The organism is Azospirillum sp. RU38E (assembly GCF_900188385.1).
GTDB lineage: Bacteria > Pseudomonadota > Alphaproteobacteria > Azospirillales > Azospirillaceae > Niveispirillum.
Genome location: NZ_FZOI01000016.1, coordinates 56,419 through 82,635, shown reverse-complemented (window position 1 = coordinate 82,635; position 26,217 = coordinate 56,419). Strand labels below are relative to the sequence as shown.

Below are 26,217 nucleotides of genomic sequence, written 5' to 3'. Positions count from 1 at the left end.
AAATGGATAGAGATGCCACGTATCATCCTTATGTCTGGCAAGGGCGGTGTGGGCAAGACCACGGTGTCGGCAGCGACCGGGTTGGCCTGCGCGCAAAAAGGCCATCGCACGATCGTTGTCTCCTTCGATCTCGCGCATAGCTTGTTCGATTGTTTCGACCTGCCCCGCGGGCTGTTCGACCATAATGGCGGCGAACCAGTCCGCGCGGCGGAAAACCTGGACGTCCAGGAAATCGACGTGCAGATGGAGATTGAGAAGCACTGGGGTGACATCTACCGCTATCTCGCCATGCTGATGACCTCGTCCGGCCTGACCGACGTGATCGCGGAGGAAGTGGCGGTCATTCCAGGGATGGAAGATGTTATAGCCCTGATGTACGTCAATAAATATATGTCGGAAGGAAAATACGACGTAATCGTGCTGGATTGCCCGCCGACCAGCGAAAGTCTGCGTTTCGTATCCATGACCTCTACCATCGAATGGTATGTGCGCAAGCGCTTCAATGTGGACCGCAACATCGTGCGGTTCGCCGGCCCCATCGCCAAGCGCTTCACAGACTACAAGTTGCCTGACGAGAAATATTTCACCGCCATGATGCAGCTGTTCGAGCGCATCACCGGTGTTGACAAGATGCTGGTCGACCCTGAGACCACAAGCGTTCGCCTCGTCACCCAGGCGGAAAAGATGGTGATCCGCGAAACGCAGCGCGCTTTCATGTATTTCAACATGTACGGCGTCGCGGTTGACCGCATCGTCATAAACCGTCTGTTGCCCGATACGCCCGACGGCTATTATTCGCGCTGGGTGAAGGCGCAGACTGTCTATGCTCAAGAGGTACGGGAGTATTTCGATCCGGTGCCGACCGTGTCGCTGCCTCTGTTCGACGATGAAGTGATCGGTGTGCGCAATTTGCAACGCGTGGCCGACGCCCTGTTCAGCGGTGGCGACCCGGCCCAGTTCTACCACAAGGGTGCCCCCTATACCTTCACCAAGGAAGGTGAGGGGTATCTGCTGACCATCAACCTGCCTTTCGTTGACAAGAGCGACCTGGATATCAGCCGCCATCAGGAGGATCTGACCATCCGCATCGGCACCTTCAAACGGCATGTGCCGCTGCCGCGCTCCGTCCTGTCAAAGGATGTGCAGAGCGCAAAGATGGTCGATGGCGTTCTTCAGATCAGATTTTAGCATTTTTTCTCGTTGGGGGCGTATACTCTCAACATTCCACCAGCAGGAGGGGCGTGCCATGAAGGATTTCGAGGAAGAGGCCGGTGGTCTGCGGAAATTGCTGGGCAATTTGGTCAGCGGCTTGAACGGTGCTCTGATGCTCGACGATGAATCCCGGTCGATCCTGGAGATTCAATATCTGAAGGCCCAATCGGAAATCCTGGCTGGCTATCAGCAGGTGATCGATCGCCGTCTGAAGCTGCTGGAGGGCGGTCGCCGCCCGCGCAAGGTTACGGTCGAGTAAGGCGCATTATGTCCCCGCTCAGGGACATGCGCCGGATGCTCATGCCGCTGATATGAAGGGGCAATCGCCTCTACGCATGTTGGGTGGGTCATCGGCGGTGCGCTGATGGCAGCACTCCCCTTTTCACATTGTTCCTCTGTGTACTCACGTCACTTTGAGGGAGGCCATGCATGAGACGGCTATTGTCGATGGATGGCGGGGGTGTGCTGTCCCTGGCCACACTGACCATGCTGCAACGCATCGAGGAGAAGTTTCCGGGGTTCCTGGCGCGTGCCGATGCATTTGCCGGAACATCGGCAGGCGGCATGAACGCATTGCTGATGGCGGCGCATGAGAACCCCGCCGACGGGCTGGACGATGCGTTCCAACTGTGGGACGGAACCGCCCCCATCTATGAGAGCAGCCTGTGGCGTGATCTGGGGGCGCTGGCTGGCAAGGTGGCCATCTATGACAATGCCAACCTGCAGGCTTATCTGCGGTCCCGCCTGGGGAACCGGCGCCTGAAGGAGCTTTACTACCGTGTGGTTGCGGTCACTGTGAAACTGGATGAACAATTGCCGGGTGGTCATCGGGGCTGGGCACCCAAGGTGTTCGACAGCCAAGGTGGAGACCCCGAGGATGCGGATGAGCTTGCCGTCGATGTCGGCGTGCGCACCGGTGCCTTTCCCATTACCTTTCCCATCTTCCAGGGCTACGTCGATGGCGGCGTCGTGGCCAACAATCCCGCTCTCTGTATGTTGCTGCACGAGGTTAAGCGATTGCGGATGGCGGCCAGCGCGGTATTGCCGGAAACAAGGCTGCTGTCGGTGGGCACCGGTGCGGGGGTGGCGGCCATTGAAGGGTACAACCTCGACTGGGGCTATGGTGAATGGCTGTTCATGCCTGGCAACCCCGGCTTGTTCACCGATATGGTTGTCTCGGCACCCATGGAACTGGTCACGGAGCAATGCGCCCTGCTGCTGGGGGGGAACGCGTTTTTCCGCCTGAACCCATGGCCGGAAAACGTGGTGACGCCGTCGAAAAGCCGGGGGGGCAGCCCCGACAGCCCCGTCGACAAGCTGCGTAAGAAGGCACTGCTGCTGGGCAGGACAGCCGATCTTGACCCGACCTTCCGCTGGATCGAGGCATCCGGCTGGATGGATGATGATGGGGAAGAGGCAGAACCAACAGCCGGCGCGCAGTCCACGCGCCGCAGTGCCCGTAGTCCTCGCGCATCCGGCGCGACCAAGGGGACGTGACCTTGGGGGCGGAAGCCGACATGTTGGAACGCCGCATCGCGGCGGTGGTTGCGCGCCATGCCGGCATTGATCCTGACCAGATCGACCATGGGCGCAGCTTCCACGATCTGGGTGTCGACAGTGCCAACGCCCTGGCCATCGTGGCTGAGATGGCCAGGGTGCTGGACCGCGTCTTGCCGCCCACCTTGCTTTGGGAATGCCCGACCATTGCTGCCCTGACGCAAAGGCTTCATGCCGACGGTCAGGTGCCGCTGCCCGGTCGTGGTTCGCAGGTTAAACTGTCGCGCGCCGTGCCTGTGGCCATCATCGGCATGGCCTGTCGGTTTCCGGGTGCCCCCGACCTGGCGGCTTTCAAGCGGTTGCTGGAAGATGGTGTGGACACGGTTGGCCCGGTGCCTGCTGACCGTTGGGATGGCGATGCCCTGTTCGATCCCGACCGTACCGCACCGGGCCGGATGAACAGCCGCCACGGCGGCTTCCTGCCGGACATTGCCGGTTTCGATGCGGATTATTTTGGCATCGCCCCCGTGGAAGCGGTGCAGATGGACCCGCAGCAGCGTCTGGCCCTGGAACTGTCCGTGGAAGCGTGCGAGGCGGCGGGTCTGGCCCTGGAGGGCCTGCGTGGCAGCCGGTCGGGTGTGTTCATCGGTGCCATGTGGGGTGACTATGCCCGCATCGCCACCCCGGGTCTGGAGGATTTCCGCCAACACAGCGCCACGGGCCAGGACCATGGCGTACTGGCGGGGCGCATCTCCTATATGTTGGGGCTGGAGGGTCCGTCGCTGGCCGTCAACACGGCCTGTTCGTCGGCCCTGACGGCACTGCATCTGGCCTGCGCCAGCCTGGCGACGGGGGAATGTGATCTGGCGCTGGCCGGCGGCATCAATCTGATCTGCGGGCCGGAAAGCACGCTGGCCATGTCGAAGTTCGGCGGCTTGTCAACCGACGGCCGCTGCAAGCCCTTCGCTGAAGGGGCGGACGGCTATGTCCGGGGTGAGGGCGGCGGTATCGTGGCGCTGAAGCGCTTGGACGACGCCTTGGCCGATGGCGACCGGGTGTTGGCGGTGGTGCGCGGCAGTGCCGTTAACAGCGATGGTGCCAGCAACGGCCTGACAGCCCCCAATCCCGCCGCCCAACGCGCCGTGCTGGCCGATGCCTGCCGCCGCGCCGGGATTGATCCATCCGACATCGACTATGTGGAAACGCACGGCACGGGCACGGCGCTGGGCGATCCGATCGAGGCTGGTGCCCTGGGCGCGGTGCTGGGTGCTGGACGTCCCGTTGACCGGCCGTTGCTGATCGGGTCGGTGAAATCCAATCTGGGGCATTTGGAGGCGGCAGCCGGCATCGCTGGGCTGATCAAGACCGCGCTCGCCCTGCAGGATGGCCGTATACCCGCCACCCTGCATGCCGACCGGCCCAGTTCCACCATTCCCTTTGCCGATCTGGGTCTGCGATTGGTCAACCGACCTTGCCCCTGGCCGGAAGGGCGCGGCACCCGCCGTGCAGGGGTCAGCGCCTTCGGCTTTGGCGGGTCGAATGCGCATGTGGTGCTGGAAGCTGCGCCCGCTGCCGATCCTGTGCAATTGCCCCTGCATGCTGGCGGGGCGGCTGGCGGTCGCATGGCCTTCGTTTTCACGGGCAGCGGCGGGGTCTGGCCCGGCATGGGGCGCGACCTGCTGGCGGCTGAACCGGCTTTCCGCCGGGCGGTAGAGGAATGCGACGCGGCCATGGCACCGCTGCTGGGCTGGTCGGTGCTGCGCGCCCTGTCGGCACCGGAGGGGGAGGTATCGCCGGAACCTGCCATCGCCCAGCCAATGCAATTCGCCTTGCAGGTCGGGCTCTGGCGGTTGTTTGTGCAGTGGGGCCTGACGCCTGATATCGTTCTGGGCCACAGCACGGGGGAGATGGCGGCAGCCGTCGCTGCCGGCTGGCTGGATCTGACGCAGGGCTGCCGGTTGGTCTGTCACCGCGCCGCCGCCGAACAGCGCCTGTCGGGCAAGGGTGGCATGGTGCAGGTGGCCCTGTCCGCTGATGCCGCCGCCGACTGGATCGCGGCCCATGGGCTGGACCTGGATATTGCCACCCTGAACGGCCCGGCCCTGACCGTACTGGCGGGTACATCGGCTGCCATCGCGGCGGCGGAGGCGGCGGCCTTGGCCGACGGGGTGCGTGCCACCCGTATCGCAGTGCCCGTCCCCCATCACAGCCGCCTGCTGGACCCTGTGCTGGACGGGTTTACAGCCGGACTGGGTGAACTGCGCCTGCACAGGCCCGATCATGAGTTTTGTTCCACCATTCGCGCGGGGGCGGTGCCTGACGCTGCCTATTGGCGGATGGCCCTGCGCCAGCCAGTGCGTTTCGCCGACACGATCCGCGCGCTGGCCGCTGACGGCGTGTCGATCTTCGTGGAGGTCGGACCGCAGCCGCTTTTGCGCCGGGCCATCGCGCAATCGGCGGGAAATGCCGCAATCGTGTTGGGAACCCTGGCACGGGGCCATGGCGGCCCGACCGCCCTGGCTGCCACACTGCGCCATCTTGCCGAGCATGGTCGCCTGGCAACGCTTACCGCACGTCCAACGCTGGTACCGGTTTCCGCCCACAGTTCGGAAGCCCTGCGCACCCGTGTCGCCCAACTGGCGGATTTCCAGGGGAACGTCGCCGATCTGGCTTGGAGCCATGCCCTGCGCGGCAGTCACCGGGCGGTGCGCGCCGCCCTGGTCGCCAGCGATGCCGCTGGTCTGCGCGCGGCCGCCACCGCCTGGCTGGAAGCCGGGCAGGCGGTGGCGGCAGGGCGCCGGCGGCTTGTGCTGGCCTATCCCGGTCAGGGGGGGCAATGGCCCGGCATGGGGCGTGGCCTGATGGACCTGCCTTCCTTCCGTGCCGCCTTCATGGAATGCGCGGCAGCGGTGGCGTGCCAGGACGGCCCCGATCTGCTGAACCTGATGCTGGTCCCGGCGGACGATGCGCGTCATGACGATGTGGCGTCGATACAGCCATTTCTGTTCGCCATCCAGGTGGCGCTGACGGCGCAACTGGCAGCATGGGGCATCCGGCCCGACGTGGTCATCGGCCATTCCATGGGGGAGGTGGCGGCGGCCCACGTCGCTGGCATCCTGTCCCTGGACGATGCCGCTCGCATCATTTGCATCCGCAGCCGCCTGCTGGCCCAGGGCCGGGCCGGCGGGGCCATGGCCCTGATCGGGTTGGGCGGACGGGAGACGGAGGCCGCACTGGCCCGCCTGGGCCGTCGGGGTTTGCCGCCGGTCGACGGGCTTTGCGTTGCGGCATGGAACGGGCCAGCGGATACGGTGGTGGCCGGCCCGGTCACAGCCGTGGCTGCCCTGGTCGCCATGCTGGAGGAGGAGGGGGCGTTTGCGCGCATGGTGCGCGTTGATGTGGCCTCCCACACCGCTCAGGTCGATCCGCTGCTGGAACCGCTGACGGCGGCCCTGGACGGCCTGTCGCCGGGCAAGGGGACAGTGCCGCTTTTGTCGACTGTCACCGGGACGATCCTGGACGGTTGCACCATGGATGCGGCCTATTGGGTGTCCAACCTGCGCCGTCCGGTGCGGTTCCAGGAGGGGGTTGCCGCACTTGCCGGCGCGGATACCGTCTTCCTGGAGGTGACGCCGCATCCCGTGCTGGCGCCCGCCGTGGAACGGGGCCTGGTGGGCACTGGTGCCCTGGTGGCCGCCACCCTGCGGCGTGATGTACCGGAAAAACCGGCCTTGTTCACGGCGCTGGGCCGGCTGTACGCGGCGGGTCTGTCACCGGACTGGCAGGCACTGCATCCCGATGGCGGTCGTTTCCTGCCGCCCGCCCCCTATCCCTGGCAGCGCAGCCGTTTCTGGCCCGATCTGCCCGCCAACCGCCCTGCCGTACCAAGCATCCCCTTGGGTCTCTATGGCCTGGACTGGCAGCCTGTTGACAGTCCCCCGCCGGCTGGTGTCGATGACTGGCTGCTGGTCGGCGACGGCGACGGGCTGGCGACGGCGCTGGCCGGGCATATCTTCGCAGCCGGCGGCAGTGCGCGGCTGGTGACGGCGCAGACCGCATACGACTGGCCCGGCCAGCATGTCATTGATCTGCGTGCCCTGTCCCTGTCTGCCGGCGATCCCGACGGCGTGGCGGCGGGGCTGGCGGCGGCGGCCTCCCTGGCGACCCGGCTGGCCACGATGCCCGGCAGCCGCCTGTCCATCATCACGGCCGGTGCCCGGCCCCTGACCGGCCAGCAGCGGCTGGCCCCCCTGCAGGCCCCGTTCTGGGGGTTGGGCGGGGCTATCGCGGCCGAATATCCGGGCCTGTGGCATTGCATGGTCGACCTGGACCCCGACCTGCCGGCATCGGCTCAGGCGGCGGACCTGCTGCGCGCCCTGCATACCGGTGGTGCGGAGACGCGGCTGGCGCTGCGGGCCGGCCGGACCCTGGCCGCCCGGCTGGCCCCGCGACCGTTGCTGGCACCGGTGGCGGTGCCGGCCCTGGCGGCGGACGGTCGCTATCTGGTGACAGGTGGGTTGGGCGGGCTGGGTCTGGCGCTGGCGCACTGGCTGGCCGACCGGGGGGCACGGCACATTGATCTGGTGGGGCGCACAGGCCTGCCAGCGCAGGGGCCCGTGGCCGACGCTGTGCGGGCGCTGCGCGACCGCGGCGTTACTGTCAATGTCGATGCACTGGATGTGGGGGACCGTGCGGCCCTGACGGCCTGGATTATGGCATCGGCCGATACCCGTCCGCGTCTGCGTGGCGTTGTGCATGCCGCAGGTATCATGCGGCAACTGCCTGTCGATGCGCTGGACGAGGCGGGGGTGGCGGCTTTGTTGCAGGCCAAGCTGCAGGGCGGCTGGTGGCTGGACCGGTTGACACGGGGGCTGGGCCTGGATTTCTTTGTTCTTTTCTCCTCCTTCTCCACCCTGATCGACAGCCCGCAACTGGGTGCATACGCGGCGGCCAATGCGGCGCTGGACGGGATCGCGGCGCAGCGACGGCGGACGGGGGAGAAAGTGACCCTGGTCAATTGGGGCTTCTGGGAAGAAGCCGGTATGGCAGCGCGTGCCGGCTGGGCCCCGGCCGGGGTGCGGTCCATCGCCATCCAAGAGGGGCTGTCCTGCCTGGAACGGCTGCTTGCCATGCCAGACGGGGATCTGGCCGCCGATCCCGTGCTGGGTGTGATGGCGGTGGACTGGCAGCGCTGGGCGGCAGCCTATCCGGCTGCCGCCGCCGCACCGCTGCTGTCACGGTTATTGCCGCCCAAATCTCCGGTGTCTGTGTCACCGTCACCGGTGACGGCGCCCGCGTTCGACCGGATGGCCGCTGACTGGCGCCAGCGGTTGGAGGCGCTGGTGCGGGCCAGCACGGCCGCCGTGGCCGGCTTGCCGGCGGCCGGCCTGGATATGGCCCGGCCCTTCCGGGCGCTGGGTATCGACAGCCTGATGCTGATGGCGCTGCGCCAACGGCTGGAAAGTGCGTTGGGCATGACCATCCGCCCGGTTGACCTGTTCAACCATCCTGGCCCTGCCTCCCTGTCAGCCTATCTGGCCGAACAGATCGCGCCACAGCCGGCGGTGGATGCCGGGGAGGATGAGGATCTGATGGCACTGCTGGAGCGCGAGCTGGACGCCGTCCCGGCGGCGCGGAGGGCGTGAGCTTGGGCGGACCAGCCGATCAGGAAGCGCTGATGCGCCGGGCGCTGGCGGAAATCCGCCAGTTGCGGGCCCGCGTGGCGGAGTTGGAGGCCGGGCGCGACCACGCCGTTGCCATCATCGGTATCGGTTGCCGATATCCAGGTGGCGGCGACACGCCGGAGAATTTCTGGCACGTCACGCGCAACGGACAGGACGCCATCGGCCCCTATCCGCCGTCCCGGCTGCAATCTTTCACCAGCACGCCCGCCCCCGTGCCGGATGCCGCCCTGTTGGGCGGGTTCTTGGCCGATATTGACGGGTTCGATGCCGGGTTCTTCGGTCTGTCCCCGCGGGAGGTGCGGTCGATGGACCCGCGCCAGCGCCTGCTGCTGGAGGTCTGTCACGAGGCGCTGGCCGACGCGCTGATCCCCGCATCCAGGCTGGCTGGCAGCGCCACGGGCCTGTATCTGGGGCTCTATAATGACGATTTCGCCCAGCTGCATCTGCGGCTGGACCGGCCGGACGGGCTGGATGCCTATCTGGGGACGGGCCTTTCGCATTCCATCGCGGCAGCGCGGCTCTCCTACCTGCTGGACCTGCGCGGCCCGGCCCTGGCGCTGGATGCCGCTTGCGCATCGTCCTTGGCGGCGGTGCATCTGGCCTGCGCCAGCCTGCGGACCGGGGAAAGCGATTTGGCGCTGGCAGGCGGGGTCAACCTGATCCTGGCGCCGCTGTTCGGGATGATCACCGATGCCATGGGCATGATGGCACCTGATGGCCGCTGCAAGCCGTTCGATGCAAGGGCCGACGGGTTCGTGCGCTCGGAAGGCTGCGGTGTGGTTGTGTTGAAGCGGCTGGCCGATGCGCAGGCCGATGGCGACCCGATCCGGGCCGTCATCCACGGCAGCGCCATGAACCAGGATGGTGCCACCAATGGCATCACCGCGCCCAGCGGCAAGGCCCAGCAGGCGGTAATCCGCGCTGCCCTGGCCGATGCTACGGTGGCCGCCACCGATGTCGGCTATGTTGAATGCCATGGCACGGGCACGCCGCTGGGCGATCCGGTGGAGGTGGATGCCCTGGCGCAGGTCTATGGCGGCGGGCGGGCCGCTGCCTGCGCGCTGGGTTCGGTGAAGGGCAATATCGGCCATGCGGAGGCTGCCGCCGGCATTGCCGGGCTGATCCGCGCGGTGCTGGCCGTGGAAAAGCGGGAAATCCCCGCCATGGCGCATTTCAGCCGGCTGAACCCGCATATCGAACTGGGTACCGGCCTGACCGTGCCGATCGCCCCCGCCGCCTGGGCCGGCGGGGCACGCCATGCCGCCGTCAGTGCCTTCGGTTGGTCAGGCACCAATGTGCATGTCGTGCTGGGGCCGGCACCGGCGGGTGACGTTGTGGCCCCTGTGGACCGGCTGGGTGCAGCCGGCCATCTGCTGCCCCTGTCAGCCGCCAGCGCCGAGGGGTTGGCGGATCTGGTGGGTCAGGTGGCAGGCTGGCTGCGGCCCGATACAGACCTGGCTGCCCTGTGCCGTGCCGCTTGGCACGGGCGCGACCATTATCGCCACCGTCTGGTGCTGCGCGCCAGCACAGTGGATGAACTGGCCACAAAGCTGGCGGCCCGGCCGGCAGGAACCCAGACGGGGCCTGCCCGCACTGTGTTGATCTTCCCCGGCCAGGGCGGGCAATGGCCAGGCATGGGCCGGTCGCTCTATGTCAATGATCCGCTGTTCCGCGATGCGTTCCAGGCCATCAGTAAGGCTGCCGAACCCTTTACGGAACGGCCGCTGGTGGATGAACTGCTGTCCGCCGACCGGTTTGACCGCATCGATGTCATCCAGCCGCTGATCTTCGCCGTGCAGGTGGCGCTGGCCGGCTGGCTGCGGGCGCATGGGGTGCGCATCGACGCCGTGGCGGGCCACAGCATGGGGGAGGTGGCGGCGGCCTGTGTGGCCGGCATCCTGTCGCCCACCGATGCCGCCCGCATCATCGCGCGGCGCAGCCGGTTGCTGCGATCCATCGCCGGTCAGGGGGCCATGCTGCTGGCCGAACTGGATGCGGCAGAGGGGGGGGCTTTGCTAGTCCCTTGGCGCGACCGTCTGTCCGTGGCTGCCATCAACGGCCCGCGTACCCTGGTCTTCTCCGGCGATCCGGATGCGGTGGATGCCCTGCGGCAGACGCTGGAGCTGCGGGGCACCTTCTGCCGCCCGGTGAAGGTGGATGTGGCCAGCCATAGCCCGCAGGTCGATCCGCTGCTGCCCGATCTGGCGCGTGAACTGGCCGGCATCGTCCCGCGTGCGGCCGGGGATGTTACGTTCTATTCCACGGTTACGGGCGGTCCCCTGCCGGGGACGGCGCTGGATGCGGCCTATTGGGGCCGCAACCTGCGCCTGCCCGTGCGCTTTGCCGATATTGTGCAGCGCTTGCGCGCGGATGGCTTCGGCACCTTTGTGGAGGTCAATGCCCATCCTGTGCTGGCACCGTCTCTGCGCGACTGCCTGGATGGTGCGGGCCATGTGGTGGAAACGCTGCGCCGGGAGGAGGGGGAGGCCGCTGCCCTGCTGGACGCGCTGGGTGCCATCCATGCCGGCGGCGGTGTGGTGGACGCAGCCGCACTTTATGCCCGGCGTCCGGCTTTGCGCTTCCCCACCATCGGTTGGGCCCGTACTGACCATGTTCGCCCCGTCCTGCCCGTGGCCGGCATGGTGGCGGATATGGCGGAGGCAGAATTCCACGCCATTGATTGGCAACCGCTGCCCGACGGGCCGCTGGCCGCGATGGGCCGCTGGCTGCTGATTGATGGCGGCCCGGCGGCTGACGATGGCCTAGGCGCGGCGCTGGCCAATGCCTTGTCTGCGGCTGGGCCTGCGCCGATGGTGATGGGGGTGTCCGCCCCGGAAAAGATCGGGGATGCGGTAACGGCGGACGATCTGGCGGGTTGCGTCGGCATCGTCTGGTTGGCTGGTCGCGCGCCCTTGGACAGGGGTGACGGCGATCCCGTGGCAGCGCAGGAATGGCAGGCCGTTGCCGTCCTGCGGCTGGTACGTCACCTTGCCATGCTGTGTCCCGATGGGGATCTGCCGCCGCTCTGGCTGGTAACGCGCGGGGCGGAGGCGGTGGAGACGGGAACCCTGCCGCTGCCATCCGGCCCTGCGGTCGGCCAGGGGGCGATGCGTGGCTTCCTGCGCGTGGCGGCGACGGAGCAGGCGGGCGTGCCCCTGCGTCTGGTTGATCTGCCGGCCCAGCCGGGGGTGGCCGAGGCCGATTGGCTGGCCCGGCACCTGCTGGCCGGCGGGGATGAGGATCAGGTGGCGCTGCGCGGTGGGCGGCGTCTGGCGGCCCGGCTGGTCCGGTGCGATGCGCTTGTTCCGCACGGGGTGCCGCGACTGGACCCGCAGGGGGCCTATCTGGTCACGGGCGGGCTGGGCGGGATCGGCCTGCGATTGGCCGAACAACTCGCCGCCTGGGGGGCGCGGCATCTGGTGTTGCTGGGCCGGCGGGTGCCGGGGCCGGCGGCGGAGGCCGTGCTGGCCCGGCTGGCCGCTGCCGGTATAGCGGTGCGGACCTTCGCTGTGGATGTGGGCGATGCGGATGCACTGGGCCGGGTGCTGGACGATGTGCGCCAATCGGTCCCGCTGCGCGGCATCTTCCATGCCGCCGCCACGCTGGATGATGCCGTCATCGACAATCTGACGCCGGAACGGATGGCGACGGTGCTGGGGGCGAAGCTGGCCGGGGCCTGGAACCTGCACCGCCTGACCCTGGCCGACGATCTGGGCCTGTTCGTGCTGTTCTCCTCTGCCGCCGGCTGGCTGGGCACGGCCGGCCAGGCCAATTATGCCGCCGCCAATACCGCCGTCGATGCCCTGGCCTGGCTGCGGCTGGCTGCAGGGCTGCCGGCCCATGCCGTGGCCTGGGGGCCATGGACGGATGTGGGGCTGGCGGCGGTCGATGCGCGGCGGGGCGAAAGGCTGGGTGCGCGCGGACTGGCCGGCCTGTCGCCCGATGCCAGTCTGGCAGCGCTGGCCCGGTTGATCGCCGGGCCGGGCGGGGTGTGGGCGGTGATGCGCCTGGACCGTGATGCCTGGGCCGACCATTATCCGGGCTCGGCTGCGCGGCCCTTCCTGGCCGGTGCCGGGGTGCCGTCGCAGGCCGTGTCGGATTTCGCAAAGGCTTTTGCCGATGCCACCGCTGGCCGGCAATTGGCCCTGCTGTCGGCGGAGGTCGCTTCCGTGCTGCGCACCGATCCGGCCAAGGTGCCGCCCGATGAACCGTTGCGCAGCCTGGGGCTGGACAGTTTGATGGCTTTGGAACTGCGCAACCGGCTGGAACGGCTGACGGGGTTGCGTCTGCCCGCCACCCTGGCCTGGACCTGCCCGACCCCGGCCCTGATGGCATTGCATCTGGCGGAAAGGCTGCGGCCAGCCGGCACACCTGCGCCGGTTGCCATGCCCGTCCCGGTTGCCCGGCTGGATGCCGATATCGACGCGCTGTCGGATGAGGAAGCCTTGGCGCTGTTGACCCAGGGGGGGGCGGCATGACCGACCTTCCCGCCATGATCACCGCCGAAAAGCGTGCCCTGCAGGCGCGGCGGGTACGCCAAGACCCCCAGGTCCAAGCCCTGCTGATGGGCGAGCCGCTGGCCATTATCGGCATGGGCTGCCGCTTTCCCGGCGGGGTGGATGGGGCAGAAGCGTTCTGGCGTTTGCTGCTGGACAAGGTTGATGCCATCGGCCCCGCCCCGGCCAACCGCTGGTTCGCGGAAGGGGAGCGACCGTTGGGCGGTTATGTCGGGGGGCTGGACGGGCTGGATATCGGCTATTTCGGCCTGTCGGCGCATGAGGCAGCCTGGATCGACCCGCAGCAGCGCTTGTTGCTGGAAGGGACGATGGCGGCGCTGGACGATGCCGGCCTGACGCGCGCCGCCCTGGCTGGCAGCCGTACCGGCGTGTTCGTGGGCGCCTGCATCAGTGACTATGTCCGCCGGTCGCTGGCCCCGGGGCGGGTGCCCGATCCCTATGCCGTGTCGGGCATCGCCGATGCCATTCTGGCCAATCGCCTCTCCTACCTGCTGGACCTGAACGGTCCCAGTCTGGCCGTGGACACCGCCTGTTCGTCGGCACTGACCGCCTTCCACATGGCCTGTCAGAGCCTGCGCACGGGCGAGAGCGACATGGCCATTGTCGGCGGGGTCAATGCCATCCTGTCGCCGGAGATCGGCCTGTCCCTGGGGCTGGCCGGCATGCTGGCGCCTGATGGCCGCTGCAAGAGCTTCGATGCCGCCGCCGATGGCTTCACCCGCGGGGAGGGGGCGGGTGTCGTGGTGGTGCGGCGGTTGGCTGATGCCATGGCGGCCGGTGATCGCATCCATGCGGTTCTGCGCGGCAGTGCCATCAACCAGGATGGCCGCAGCAACGGCCTGACGGCCCCCAACCCGCTGGCCCAGGAACGGGTGATCCGCGCGGCGCTGGACAATGCCGGCATCGCCCCCCACGCCGTGGATTTCGTGGAAACGCACGGAACCGGCACCACCCTGGGCGACCCGATTGAGGTGCAGGCCCTGTCCGCCGTGTACAACGTCCCGGAGCGGGCCAGACCGCTGCGCATCGGGGCGGTAAAGGCCAATATCGGTCATTTGGAGGGGGCGGCCGGCATGGCCGGGCTGATCAAGGCCGTGCTGTGCCTGAAGCACGGGACGATCCCGGCCCAAGTGCATTTCACCCGGCCCAACCCCAATTTCGGCCCCGGCTTTGACCTGCATGTGCCGGTATCGGTGGAACCCTGGCCGGCCCATGCCGACGGATCGCGCCGCTTCGCCGGCGTCAGCGCCTTCGGCTTCGGCGGCACCAATGTGCATCTGGTGCTGGAGGAAACGCCGCCGGCGCTGGCCCGGTCGGTGTCGGCCCCCGTTGCCGGTGCTGCACTGCTGATTGTGACGGCTGCCGACCCGGTGGCCCTGTCCGCCCGGGCGCTTCAGGCGGCGGACATGCTGGCGGCGGGGACGGATCTGGCGGGATTGCAGGCCACCCTGGCGCGCCGGTCCAGCCTCCTGGCGCACCGGCTGGCGGTGACGGGTGATGGTGCAGACGAACTGGTTGAGCGGTTGCGCGCGGCGGCGGGCGGGGCCGCCGGTCCCGACATCGCCGCCGGTACGGCCATGCAGGATGCAGCTGGCCCGGTTTTCGTCTTTACCGGTCAGGGTGGGCAATGGGCGGGAATGGGCCGGGGGCTGCTGGGGCTGCCTGCCTTCCGTGCGGGCTTGGAACCCTGCGATCTGGCCCTGCGCCGGGCTGAGGGCTGGTCGCTGATCGAGGCGTTGGAAGCGGGGCGCGACCTGACACCGACGGAGTTGGCACAGCCGGTACTGGTCGCGGTGCAGGTGGCGCTGGCCCGGCTGCTGGCCAGCCTGGGGCTGAAGCCAGCCGCCGTCATCGGCCATAGCGTAGGGGAGATTGCGGCCGCCATCGTCGCCGGTGCCCTGAGCGTGGAGCAGGGGATCACCATCGCTGCGGCGCGCGGTCGGCTGATGGCCGGGCTGGCGGGCCAGGGCTGCATGGCGGCGGTCGATCTGGCACCCGATGCCGTGGCACCGGCCCTGGCGGGGCTGGATGTCGATATCGCCGCCGTCAACGGGCCGGCATCCTTGGTGCTGTCGGGCACGCCGGCGGGGTTGGAAGCGGCAATCACCCGTCTGAACGTGCCGTCGCGGTCACTGCCGGGTGCTTATGCCTTCCATGGGCGGCAGGTGGCGGGGGCGGCTGACGCGCTGGCATCATCCTTGGCTGGGTTGGTGCCGGCGGCACCCGCATTGCCAATGATCTCCACCGTCACCGGTGGGCCGGCCCCGCGCCTGGATGGTGCCTATTGGGGCCGCAATGCGCGTGAACCCGTGGCTTTCGCCCCCGCGATAGCGCACCTGCTGACAGCCGGCCATCGCCGCTTCGTTGAGGTCGGGCCGCATCCGGCATTGCTGTCGAATATCGCCAAATTGTGGGCGGTACAGGGCGGGGAGGTGACGGACCTGACCCTGGTGCCAACCCTGCGCCGCACCACCGACGACCGGCTGAGCTTGCTGCGCAGCGTTGGCAACCTGTTCGTGCGCGGCTTCGCGCCGGATTGGGATGCGCTGGGTATTTCGGCTGGGCGGGTGACGCCGCTGCCGCCTTACCCCTGGCAGCGCCGTGTCTGCTGGCTGCCGGAACCGGTGCTGGCCCCTGCGCCGGTGACGGCGGAACCGGGGGAAGCGGCGCTGTATGAAGTGGAATTCACCGATGCGCCGGCGGCTGTGGCTGCGGTGCCCGGCGCATGGGCGGTGCTGGGGTCGGGCCCGCTGCATGATGCCTTGGCTTCCCGCCTGGGCACGGGCGGCGACAGGCCATTGCTGGTGTTGCAGGGGGCAGGCGATGATGCCATCGCGGCGGTTGATGCCTGCGATCACTGCCTACGGGTCGTGCGGGCGGCCGATGGCCCCTTCTGGCTGGTCACCGGCGATCCGCGGGTCGATCCTGTGGCCGGCGCGCTGTGGGCGCTGGTTGAAGGCATCGGCTGGGAACTGCCGGGTCGCATCGCCGGGGTGATCGGGGCTGGCGAGGACGTCGCCCTGGACCGGATCATGGATGAATTGGGGCGGGCTGGCACCCGCATCGTGCTGGAGGCGGACCGCCGGCTGGCCCCGGTGCTGCGCCAGCAGGAAGCGGTGTCGGCGATGCCCGCCATCGATCCGGATGCGTCATATCTGGTGACGGGCGGGTTGGGCGGGATTGGGCTGGCCTGTGCCGGCTGGCTGGCCGATTCGGGTGCCCGCCATCTGGTGCTGGTGGGCCGCCGGGCACCGTCGGCGGACGCGTTGGGCGTGCTGGACAGCCTGCGGCAACGGGGCGTGGCGGTCGATGTCGCGGCCGTCGATATGGGGAATGGGACCGATGTTGCCCGGCTGCTGAACGGTTTTGGTAATGAATGGCCGGCCTTGCGCGGTGTGGTGCACGCGGCGGGCGTGCTGCGCGACAGCCTGCTGCGCGGTCAGGACCGGGAGGCCCTGTCCGACATCTTCGCGGCCAAGGCCGCCGGTGCGGAACTGCTTGACCGGCTGACGGAAGGGCACAGGCTGGATTTCCTGTTATTCATGTCATCAATGGCCGGGCTGTTCGGGGCGCTGGGCCAGGCGGGCTATGGTGCCGCCAACGGCTTCCTGGACACGCTGGCCCGGCGTCGGCGGGCCCGGGGGCAGGTGGCGGCCAGCATCGCCTGGGGCCCCTGGCAGCAGGTGGGCATGGCCGCAAACCTGGGTGCCGATGCGGCAGCCGGCCGGCGGGCGAAGGGCATCGGGGCGCTGTCGAACGCCCAGGCGCTGTCCATGCTGGGGCCGGTGCTGGCGGGGGCCACGGCACCGGTGACGGCCGCACTGCGCCTGGACTGGCCGTCCTTCCTGGCGGCACTGCCGGCGGGGGCGGGACCGCTGGCCGCGTCGACGCAGGCGACGCCCAAGGTCCCGCCTGTGCCCGATGCAGCCGTGCCCGATACATTGGCCGCCCTGTCGGCCCTGCCGCCGCTGGCAAGGCGTGGACGGCTGCGGCGGCTGGTGGGTGAAGCATTGGCGGCGGTGATGGGCGGCGGGGAGCCTGACCCCAATCGCGGCTTCTTCGACCAGGGGATGGACAGCCTGATGGCCATGGCGCTGCTGGCCCGGCTGAAACAGGCGCTGGGTGGCATCGTGGGGCCGACTGCGGTGTTTGAACATGCCACCGTCACGGCGCTGGCCGACCATCTTCTGTCGCGGATACCGGGCACAGTCCCACCCGCCACACCTGCGGTCGCACCCGCACCGCCGTCTGAAACCTTGTCCGACCTGCTGGCAGCACTGGATGCCGCAGCGGGCCCGCAAACCGTAGAAAGGGGAAGGGGCTGATGGCGACTTATTATGTCGGTCTGGCCGCATCGTTCCACGATCCCGCCATGGCCATCGTCGCCCCGGACGGGGAGATTCTGTTCGCGGAGGCGCAGGAACGCTATCTCCAGGACAAGCGCGCCTTCAATGCCGTGCCCGACCATATCCTGCGGGCACCCAAGCTGATCCGCCACTATTGCGGCAAGGATGCCGATGTGGTGGTGGCCGTCAGTTGGAGCAAGAAGGTCTTGAAATCGCTGTGGACCTCGTCGCTGGTGGATGTGCCGGGCATCGGCGGGCTGCTGCGGCCGGTGAATGATTTCTTCATGGCGCGCAGCGACCATCTGGTATGGCCCTGGCCGCGCTTCGACCATCTGCGCCAGGGTATGTTGAGCACGTTGAGCCTGGCCGGCCATAATCTGGGGGCGCTGCGTGACCAGGGGTTCCAGGTGGCGGGCATCCGCCGCTACGACCATCACCTGACCCATGCCGCCACCGCCTGCTATACCAGCCCGTTTGAGGAGGCGGCCTGCGCCGTCATCGACGGGTACGGGGAATGGAGTTCCACCAATTTCTACAGCTGGCGCGACGGGGCCTTCAAATCCCTGGCGGCCAAGCCCAAGGCCCTGGCCCAGAATTCCGGCAGCCTGGGCATGTTCTATTCCAAGGTCTGCGCGCTGTGCGGCTTCGACACGGTGCAGGGGGAGGAATGGAAGGTCATGGGGCTGGCGCCCTATGGCCGCCTGGATGCGGAATTTTATGAATTGCTGCGCCCGCTGGTGCAGGCCGACGGTCTGGCCCTGCATAACCCGCAGGGCCGCGATACGGGTCGGCGGCTGAAAGAGGTACAGGCCCTGATGGCGGCGGCCAAGGCCGACCCCGATCCATCCGTCTATCAGCGCCGCCGCGCCGATCTGGGCCGCACGGGGCAGGAGATCTTTGCTGAGGTGGCGGGTGAGCTGCTGGCCGCCCTCTATGCCGTCCATCCCAGCGATAACCTGGCCTTCGGCGGCGGCTGCGCGCTGAATTCATCCTATTCCGGGCGCATCCTGTCCAGCACACCCTTCAAGGCCCTGCATGTGCCCATGGCACCGGGCGATGATGGCAATGCGCTGGGGGCGGCGCTGCTGGCCTGGGCGGAGGATCATCCGGGCCGGGCGCGCGCCGGCGCGGGCCGCACCTTGTCGCCCTATCTGGGCAGCGCGGCGGCGCCATCGGCGCTGGAACGCATGGTGCGGTTTGGCGGCTTTACCAGCCTGCAGCATCTGCCGGACGGACAGGTTGTGACCAAGGCGTCGCAATTGCTGGCCGACGGGCGCATCATCGGCTGGTTCCAGGATCGGGCGGAGTTCGGCCCCCGCGCCCTGGGCAACCGTTCCATCCTGGCCGACCCGCGCAACCCCGGCATGAAGGACCGCATCAACGACCGGGTGAAATTCCGTGAGGAATTCCGCCCCTTCGCCCCCTCTGTCCTGCATGAGCATGGGCCCGATTGGTTCGAGGATTACCAGTCCAGCCCTTATATGGAGCGCACGCTGGTCTTCCGGCCGGAGGTGCGGGAACGGGTGCCCGCCGTGGTGCATGAGGATTTCACCGGTCGTCTGCAATCGGTGACGGAAGAGATCAACCCCCGCTACCACGCGCTGATCAGTGCCTTTCACGAACTGACGGGTGTGCCGATGTTGCTGAACACCAGCTTCAATGTCATGGGCAAGCCCATCGTGCATTCGGTGGAGGATGCCATCGCCGTCTTCGCCACCAGCGGCCTGGATGCCCTGGTGATCAACGATTACCTCATCGAGAAGCAGGGGGCCGGAGCATGAGCGAGCTTGGGATCGGCGGCGGCACGGAACGCAACGTGGCCGCCTTTTACGACAATGCCAACGGCTTCCTGACGGAGAAGAGCGGCTTCTTCAACCAGGGCTATTGGAAGGATGATCCGCAAAGCCAGGACGAGGCCTGCCGTGCCCTGGTGCGGCTGGTGGGACAGGCGGCGGGCCTGGGCAAGGGTGACAAGGTGCTGGATGCCGGCTGCGGCCATGGCGACCAGATCCTGCACTGGGTTCAGGATTTCGACGCCGCCCATGTCACCGGCATCACCCTGTCGCTGGCCCAGATCCAGGGGGCGCATAACCTGCTGCAAAAGGCGGAGATCGCCGACCGCGTCACCCTGCACCGCATGTCCGCTACCGATCTGGACCTGCCCGACAGCAGCTTCGACAAGGTGGTGGCGGTGGAGAGCGGGCATCATTTCGATACGCGGGCCGATTTCTTCGCCGAGGCCTATCGCGTGCTGAAGCCGGGCGGGCGTTTCGCCGCCTGCGATATCCTCCCCATGCCGCGCGCCCTAGCGGGCAAGTTTGGCTGGGTGGTGGACGCCATGCGCCGCTTCCCCAACAAGGCGATGATGCCGGCTGCCAATGTCGTGGACCGGTCGGTCTATCGCGACCAGCTGGTGGCGGCGGGCTTCACCAATGTCCAGGTGGTTTCCATCCGCGAGCATGTTTATGCCCCCATGGCCCGCCACCTGCGCAAGCGGCTGGACGCCAAGGAGATCAGCCCCTGGACGCCGCTGGCCCAGGTCTCGCCCTCCATGCTGTTCAGCCGCGACCGGCTGCACTATGTGTTGGCGCTGACCCAGATGCTGGGTGCCATCGGCAGCGATCTCACCTGGCCCGGTACCGAACGCGCCTGTGAACATGGGCCGCTGGATTACATTCTGGCGGTGGCGGAGGTTCCGGGGACGTGACGGCCGATAACACCCATCGCGCACTGCTGGCCCGTGCCGCAGCGGAGATCAAGGCGCTGCAGGCGCGGTTGGACGCGGCCGCCGATGCCACCCCCATCGCCGTGATCGGCGTCGGCTGCCGCTTTCCCGGCGGGGCTGACGGGGCGGATGCCTATTGGCGCCTGCTGGCGGCCGGCGGCGACGGTATCAGGCCGGTGCCGGACGGGCGCTGGGACATGGACCGGCTCTATGATCCGGAACCGGGCCGCCCCGGCCGGCTCTACACGCGGGCCGGTGGGTTCCTGGATGATGTCGACCGGTTCGATGCCGGCCTGTTCGACATTCCCGATGCTGAAGCCGACAGTATGGACCCGCAGCAGCGGCTGGTGCTGGAAACCGGCTGGGCGGCTCTGGAACATGCCGGCATCGCACCCGCCACCCTGCGCGGCAGCCGCACCGGCGTGTTTGTGGGCATCGGGCTGGATGATTATGCCCGGCTGATGCAGGCCGAGGGCGTGGGGACAGACCGGATCGATCCTTATCGCGGTACCGGCACCGGCTTCTGCTTTGCGGCGGGGCGGCTCTCCTATGTGCTGGGGTTGCAGGGGCCGAGCCTGTCGCTGGATACGGCCTGTTCATCATCCCTGGTGGCGGCCCATCTGGCCTGTCAAAGCCTGCGGGCTGGGGAATGCGACATGGCGCTGGCCGGCGGGGTCAACCTGATCCTGTCACCCGACCTGACAATATATCTCTGTGGCCTGCGGGCGCTGGCACCCGATGGCCGTTCCAAGACCTTCGATGCGTCCGCCGACGGTTATGGGCGGGGGGAAGGGGCGGGCTTCGTGGTGCTGAAACGCCTGGACGATGCGCTGGCGGCGGGTGACCGCGTGCTGGCCGTGATCCGGGGTTCCGCCGTCAATCATGACGGGGCCAGCAGCGGCCTGACCGTGCCCAATGGCGAGGCGCAGCAGACGGTGATCCGCGCCGCCCTGGCCCAGGCGCGGGTGCAACCCTCATCCGTCACCTATGTGGAGACGCATGGCACCGGCACCTCGCTGGGCGATCCGATCGAGGTGGCGGCCTTGGGCGCTGTCTATGGTCCGGGGCGCGTGCGGCCATTGCATCTGGGGGCCGTGAAGGCCCATATCGGGCATCTGGAACCGGCGGCGGGTATCGCCGGGCTGATCAAGCTGGCCTTGTCCCTGCACCACGCCACCCTGCCGCCGCAGCGGCCGGTGGAAAGGCTGAACCCCGCCATTGACCTGGATGCCATCCAGGCCCGGCTGGCCACGACGGCCCAGCCCTGGACGGGGGAGCGTCTGGGTGCCATCAGCGCCTTCGGCCTGTCGGGCACCAATGCGCATATGGTGCTGGCGGGGGTGGAGACGGTGACGGCACCGGCCAGCCGCGCCCGGCCCCTGCATGTCCTGGCGCTGGCCGCCGGCACCCCGGCGGCACTGGCCGCTGATGCGCATTCAATTGTCACCAGTCTGGCCAGCGCTTCCGACGCCGAGGTCGCGGACCGGACCGCCGCTGTTTCCCGCACCCGCAATGGTTTGCGCTATCGCCGGGTGCTGGTGGGGACGGCCGCTGAAATCGCGTCGGCCGCCCTGTCGTCGCCCCCTCCGGCCCGTGTTGGTGCCGCCCCACAGGTGGCCTTCCTGTTCAGCGGCCAGGGTGCCCAATATGCCGGCATGGGGCGTGGGCTTTATGAGACGGAGCCTTTATTCCGCACCGCTCTGGACCAATGTGCTGCCCTGTGCGCCGACCTGGGCGTGCCGCTGCTGGACATTCTGTATCCCGCCGACCCGGCAGACCGGCGCATCGACCATACCGGCTTCACCCAGCCGGCCTTGTTCAGCCTGTCGGTGGCGCTGCTGGCCCTGTGGCGCAGCTGGGGTGTCAGCCCCGCCGCCGTGATGGGCCATAGCGTGGGTGAATTCGCCGCCGCCTATGCCGCTGGTGTGCTGGGGCTGGAAGACGCGTTGGCGCTGGTGGTGGAGCGCGGGCGGCTGATGGGGGCGCTGCCGACGGGCGGGGCCATGGCGGCGGTGGCCGCCAGCATCGACCGGGTGGGGCCCCTGGTGGCAGCCGATCCGGCCCGCCTAGCCATCGCCGGCCTGAACGCGCCCGACGAGCTGGTGATCTCTGGCATCGCCGAAGCCGTGCAACGGGCTGGCGCGGTGTTACGGGGCGAGGGGGTGCGGGTGCGCGACCTGACGGTCAGCCACGCCTTCCATTCCCCGCTGATGGACCCGGTGGTGGATGCGTTTGCGGCCTGTGCTGCCGGCTGCGACATGGCCGATCCGGCCATCGCCCTGGTTTCCAACGTTACGGGCGGCTTCGCCGATGCCGGTCTGCTGCGCGATCCGGCCTATTGGGGCCGGCATTTGCGGCAACCGGTGCGGTTCGCCGATGGCATGGCGGCGCTGATCGCGGCTGGCTGCACGCATTTCGTGGAAATCGGGCCGGGGGCGGCCCTGCTGGGCCTGGGCCGGCGTATGGCGGGTGATGCAAACCCCGACCTGCGCTGGCTGCCGTCGCTGCGGGCAGGGCAGCAAGATGGGCGCGTGGTTCTGGGCAGCCTGGGCACATTGTACGAAGAGGGGGCCGCCATCGACTGGGCCGCGGTACATCGCGGTTTCGCTGACCCATCGGCACGTGCCCCCACCTATCCGTTCCAGCGCAAACGCCACTGGTTCCGACCAAGCCGCGTACGAACCGACATTCAGGCGACGGGCGGGGCTGCCCTGGTGGGTACCCGCCACCGTTCCCCCGCCCGTACCGTGGAATATCAGTCGCGTTTCGACCTGGGCACGCAACCCATCCTGGGCGACCATGTGGTCTATGGCCGTGCCGTGGTTTCCGGCCCAACGCTGGTATCGCTGATGATGGAGGCGGCGCGCGACCTGCTGGATGGGCAGCCGGCTGAAGCCAGCGCCATCGCCTTCCTGGAACCCGTCATTCTGACCGACGCGATCAGCCGCACCGTCAGCCTGACCCTGGTCCCGGATGGTCCCGGTCGCTGGCGGGCGGAACTGCAAAGCCTGATCGATGGGGCGGATGAAAATGCCTGGACCCTGCATGCCACGGCAATCATCGCCCAGGCCAACGCCCCTGCGGATGCGGCACCGTCGCTGGAGCTGGTGCGCGCCCGCTGCCCCGATCTGGTGACGGGCCGGGCGCTCTATAATGATGTGCAAACCCGCGTCGGCTTCACCTTCGGTCGCTCCTATCTCTGGGTCGATACAATCTGGCGGCGCGAGGGGGAGGCCATTGGCCGCATGCGCGCCCCGGAACCGTCCGACCGGCGCGACGGCAGTTTCACCTTCCATCCCGGCCTGCATGACAGTTGCTATCAGGTGTTTGGTGCCGCATCGCAGTCGGTGATGGGCACCGACCTGTCGGTGGCCGTGATCCCCGTGGGCGTGGATCTTTTCCGCTTCTTCGGGGATGCAAGTGGCGATCTGGTCTGTCATGCCGTGCTCTGGCCGGGGGAGGCTGGGCGCGACGACATGTTCGCGGGCGATTTCACCCTGTATGACGCCGCCACGGGCCGGGTGGTGGCGGAAGCACGCGGCCTGCGCCTGCGCCGCGCGCGGCGTGATGTGATGATGCGTGCCCTGTCGGCGGGCGATGCCGGACCGCTCTACCGCCTGGACTGGAAAAAGCTGGCCCCGCCCGTGGCCGCCAAGGCCGGGCGCTGGCTGCTGGTCGGTGATGATGCAGCCCCGCTGGCCGAGGCGCTGCGGGCCGGCGGGGCGGCCAGCGTGCAGATCGTCGGGCTGGACGGGTTGGCCGGTTCCTTGGCGGCGGAGGCCGACGGGGTGGTCTTCCTGCCATCGGAGAATGCCGACGCGCGGACCGTCATTGAGCCGGCGTTGAAGATTGTACAGGCAGTGACGGGGGCACCCGGCACGCCGCGCCTGTGGCTGATCACCCGTGCAGGCGATGTAACCCATGCCACTCTCTGGGGCCTGGGTGCGGTGGCAGCCTTGGAACAGCCCGGCCGCTGGGGTGGGCTGGTCGATCTGTCTGCACCCGGCCCGGTCGACTGGCGGGCCGTGGCGGCGCATCTGCTGGCCGGTGGAGCGGAGGACCGGGTACGGATCAGCCAGGGTGCTGTGGAGGCGGCCCGGCTGGTGCCGGCAAGCCCCGCCGGTATGCCGCCGGCCATCCGCGCCGATGCTGGCTATCTGGTCACCGGCGGGCTGGGTGAACTGGGGCTGGCCACGGCCGAATGGCTGTTGGGCCAGGGGGCACGCCATATCACCCTGACCGGACGGCGGGGCGGGGTGGTGCCGGCATCCCTGGCGGCACAGGGTGCGGATATCCGGGTTGTCGCCGTGGATGTCACCGACCGGGCAGCCATGGCCAACCTGATCGGGGAAATGGATGGCGTGCAGCGGCCGGTACTGGCGGGGCTGTTCCATGCCGCCGGCACCTTGGCCGACCGCACCCTGACGGGGCTGGACTGGGCGACAACGGAACCGGTGCTGTCGCCCAAACTGACCGGGGCCTTGCTCCTGGATGAATTGACGCGTGATCGCGGCCTGGACCTGTTCGTCTGCTATTCCTCCGGGGCCTCCGTGATCGGTTCACCTGGGCAAGGCAATTACGCCGCCGCCAATGCCGCGCTGGACGCGCTGTGCCGGCGGCGGGCGGCGCTGGGCCATGCCGCCCTTTCCATCAATTGGGGGCCGTGGGCCGGCGGTGGCATGGCCGCCGTGCGCGACGCGGACGCCTGGACGTCACGCGGCGTGCGGCCCTTCACCCGTGCGGAGGGGATGGCGCTGATCGGCAGTGCCTTATCGTCGGGGCTGGCCCAGGTGGCCGTGCTGCCCATTGATTGGGGGCGCTATCTGTCCGGCGTCGGGGCTTCCCGCGCTGGCCTGTTCGACAGCGTTCGCCCGCGCGCCAAGGTCGATGCCGGGGCGGAACAGAATGTCTTTGCCGACTGGCAGGTCCGGCTTGAGGGGGCCGCACCGGAGCGGCGGCGGGAGGTGCTGGAGGATCTGCTGCGTCCGGCCCTGATCGCCGCCACGGGCCTGCCCGCCGGGATGGAAGTGCCGGCGCGCAAGGGCTTCTTCGACCTGGGCATGGATAGCCTGATGGCCATCGAATTCCGCAACCGGCTGCAATCCCTGCTGGGCCGGCCGCTGCCGGCCACGCTGATCCTGGACCGCGCCAATCTGCACGCCCTGGCCGGGTATCTGCTGGAGCATTTATTTACCCTGGCCGAAAGCCCCACCCCTGCCCCGGTAGTGGCCGCAGCGACCAGCCATGCCGACCTCGATACGCTTACCGATGACGAGCTGACATCCCTGCTGATCCAGGAACTGGAGGACACGAGATGAGCCTTGCCGCCACGCCGGTTCTGAAGGGGGAAAACGGCGCCCCGTCCGCCAGCCTTGCCGCCGTCTATGGGGCGGCCAAGGCCTTGGGGCGGGAGAGCCTCTATCTCAATCTCGGCTACTGGGCCGCCGCCCCCGCCGATTATGACGCCGCCGCCGCCGCCCTGGTTGATCAGGTGGCCGATGCCGCCGGCATCGGGGAGGGGGATGTGGTGCTGGATGCCGGCTTTGGCTTTGGTGATCAGGATATCCGCTGGGCCGAACAGCGGAAGCCGGACCGCATCATCGGCGTCAATGTCATCCCCAACCAGATCGAGGCCGCCAAGGCGCGGGTGAAGGCGGCGGGGCTGGAAGGGCGGGTGGAACTGCACCAGGCCGATGCCACGCGCCTGCCGGTGCCCACCGGTTCGGTCACGCGGGTGGTGGCGGTGGAATCGGCCCTGCATTTCGACAGCCGTGCCGATTTCTTCGCGGAGGCTTACCGGGTGCTGGACCATGGCGGGCGCATCGCCCTGGCCGACATTGTGCCGCGCCCTGACCGGCCGCTGGTGGCCAAGGTTGTGGACCTGCTGGCATCTCGTCTCTGGGCCATTCCAGGGGAAAATCTCTACGATCTGGACACCTATGCCACCCGGCTGGAACAGGCGGGTTTTGTCGATGTCGAGGTGCGGGATCTGTCGCAGCAGGTGTTTGTCGGCTTCGGCAAGCATGTCATGGAGATGCTGGGCGACCCGGAAGCCGTGAAGCGGCTGGGGCTGGAGACGCTGCTGCAATGGCATCAGTCCACCCTGGCCGTGCTGCAATTCCAATATGTGCTGGTCAGCGCCCGCAAACCGGGGCTGCCACTGGCCGCCGCTGAAGCTGCTTCCCCCCGGCGCGGCGGGCGGCGGGCCAAACATGCGTCTTCGGGTGAATAAGGGC

Annotated in this window: 10 protein-coding genes; all 10 read left to right on the top strand. The window is 68.4% G+C overall.

Annotation, left to right across the window (positions count from 1 at the left end; translation table 11 throughout):
• Nucleotides 1-12: 12 nt before the first annotated feature.
• Nucleotides 13-1,188, top strand: a complete 1,176-nt coding sequence (locus tag CHB97_RS20535; protein ID WP_089289883.1) for an ArsA family ATPase — start codon at nucleotides 13-15, stop codon at nucleotides 1,186-1,188.
• Between the two features lie 58 nt (nucleotides 1,189-1,246).
• Nucleotides 1,247-1,471: a hypothetical protein gene (locus CHB97_RS20530; RefSeq protein ID WP_089289882.1), complete on the top strand. Its 225-nt coding sequence runs from the start codon at nucleotides 1,247-1,249 to the stop codon at nucleotides 1,469-1,471.
• Between the two features lie 170 nt (nucleotides 1,472-1,641).
• A complete protein-coding gene (locus CHB97_RS20525; RefSeq protein WP_089289881.1) occupies nucleotides 1,642-2,709 on the top strand; it encodes a patatin-like phospholipase family protein in 1,068 nt (355 codons plus the stop codon).
• A 20-nt stretch (nucleotides 2,710-2,729) separates the two neighbouring features.
• The gene (locus CHB97_RS20520; RefSeq protein WP_143271076.1) at nucleotides 2,730-8,354 is read left to right on the top strand and encodes a type I polyketide synthase; all 5,625 of its coding nucleotides are present in this window, start codon (nucleotides 2,730-2,732) and stop codon (nucleotides 8,352-8,354) included.
• Nucleotides 8,351-12,871, top strand: a complete 4,521-nt coding sequence (locus CHB97_RS20515; RefSeq protein ID WP_143271322.1) for a type I polyketide synthase — start codon at nucleotides 8,351-8,353, stop codon at nucleotides 12,869-12,871. The genes CHB97_RS20520 and CHB97_RS20515 overlap by 4 nt, the downstream gene beginning before the upstream one ends.
• Nucleotides 12,868-17,235: a type I polyketide synthase gene (locus tag CHB97_RS20510; RefSeq protein ID WP_089289878.1), complete on the top strand. Its 4,368-nt coding sequence runs from the start codon at nucleotides 12,868-12,870 to the stop codon at nucleotides 17,233-17,235. The genes CHB97_RS20515 and CHB97_RS20510 overlap by 4 nt, the downstream gene beginning before the upstream one ends.
• Complete coding sequence (locus CHB97_RS20505; RefSeq protein WP_089289877.1) at nucleotides 17,235-19,037, top strand: carbamoyltransferase C-terminal domain-containing protein; 1,803 nt, start codon at nucleotides 17,235-17,237, stop codon at nucleotides 19,035-19,037. The genes CHB97_RS20510 and CHB97_RS20505 overlap by 1 nt, the downstream gene beginning before the upstream one ends.
• Nucleotides 19,034-19,963 carry a cyclopropane-fatty-acyl-phospholipid synthase family protein gene (locus tag CHB97_RS20500; RefSeq protein WP_089289876.1) on the top strand — a complete coding sequence of 310 codons (930 nt, stop codon included), beginning with the start codon at nucleotides 19,034-19,036 and terminating at the stop codon, nucleotides 19,961-19,963. The genes CHB97_RS20505 and CHB97_RS20500 overlap by 4 nt, the downstream gene beginning before the upstream one ends.
• Entirely contained in the window at nucleotides 19,960-25,299 is a 5,340-nt protein-coding gene (locus tag CHB97_RS20495) for a type I polyketide synthase (RefSeq protein WP_089289875.1), read from the top strand. The genes CHB97_RS20500 and CHB97_RS20495 overlap by 4 nt, the downstream gene beginning before the upstream one ends.
• Nucleotides 25,296-26,213, top strand: coding sequence for a cyclopropane-fatty-acyl-phospholipid synthase family protein (locus tag CHB97_RS20490; RefSeq protein ID WP_089289874.1), 918 nt, complete (start codon nucleotides 25,296-25,298; stop codon nucleotides 26,211-26,213). Before CHB97_RS20495 ends, CHB97_RS20490 begins: the two co-directional genes overlap by 4 nt.
• Nucleotides 26,214-26,217 lie beyond the last annotated feature (4 nt).

Excerpts from the sequence above, each read along its gene's own strand:
- CHB97_RS20500 (WP_089289876.1), top strand. The coding sequence starts at position 19,034 with ATGAGCGAGCTTGGGATCGGCGGCGGCACGGAACGCAACGTGGCCGCC.
- CHB97_RS20510 (WP_089289878.1), top strand. The coding sequence starts at position 12,868 with ATGACCGACCTTCCCGCCATGATCACCGCCGAAAAGCGTGCCCTGCAG.
- CHB97_RS20525 (WP_089289881.1), top strand. The coding sequence starts at position 1,642 with ATGAGACGGCTATTGTCGATGGATGGCGGGGGTGTGCTGTCCCTGGCC.
- CHB97_RS20535 (WP_089289883.1), top strand. The coding sequence starts at position 13 with ATGCCACGTATCATCCTTATGTCTGGCAAGGGCGGTGTGGGCAAGACC.
- CHB97_RS20490 (WP_089289874.1), top strand. The coding sequence starts at position 25,296 with ATGAGCCTTGCCGCCACGCCGGTTCTGAAGGGGGAAAACGGCGCCCCG.
- CHB97_RS20530 (WP_089289882.1), top strand. The coding sequence starts at position 1,247 with ATGAAGGATTTCGAGGAAGAGGCCGGTGGTCTGCGGAAATTGCTGGGC.
- CHB97_RS20505 (WP_089289877.1), top strand. The coding sequence starts at position 17,235 with ATGGCGACTTATTATGTCGGTCTGGCCGCATCGTTCCACGATCCCGCC.
- CHB97_RS20520 (WP_143271076.1), top strand. The coding sequence starts at position 2,730 with ATGTTGGAACGCCGCATCGCGGCGGTGGTTGCGCGCCATGCCGGCATT.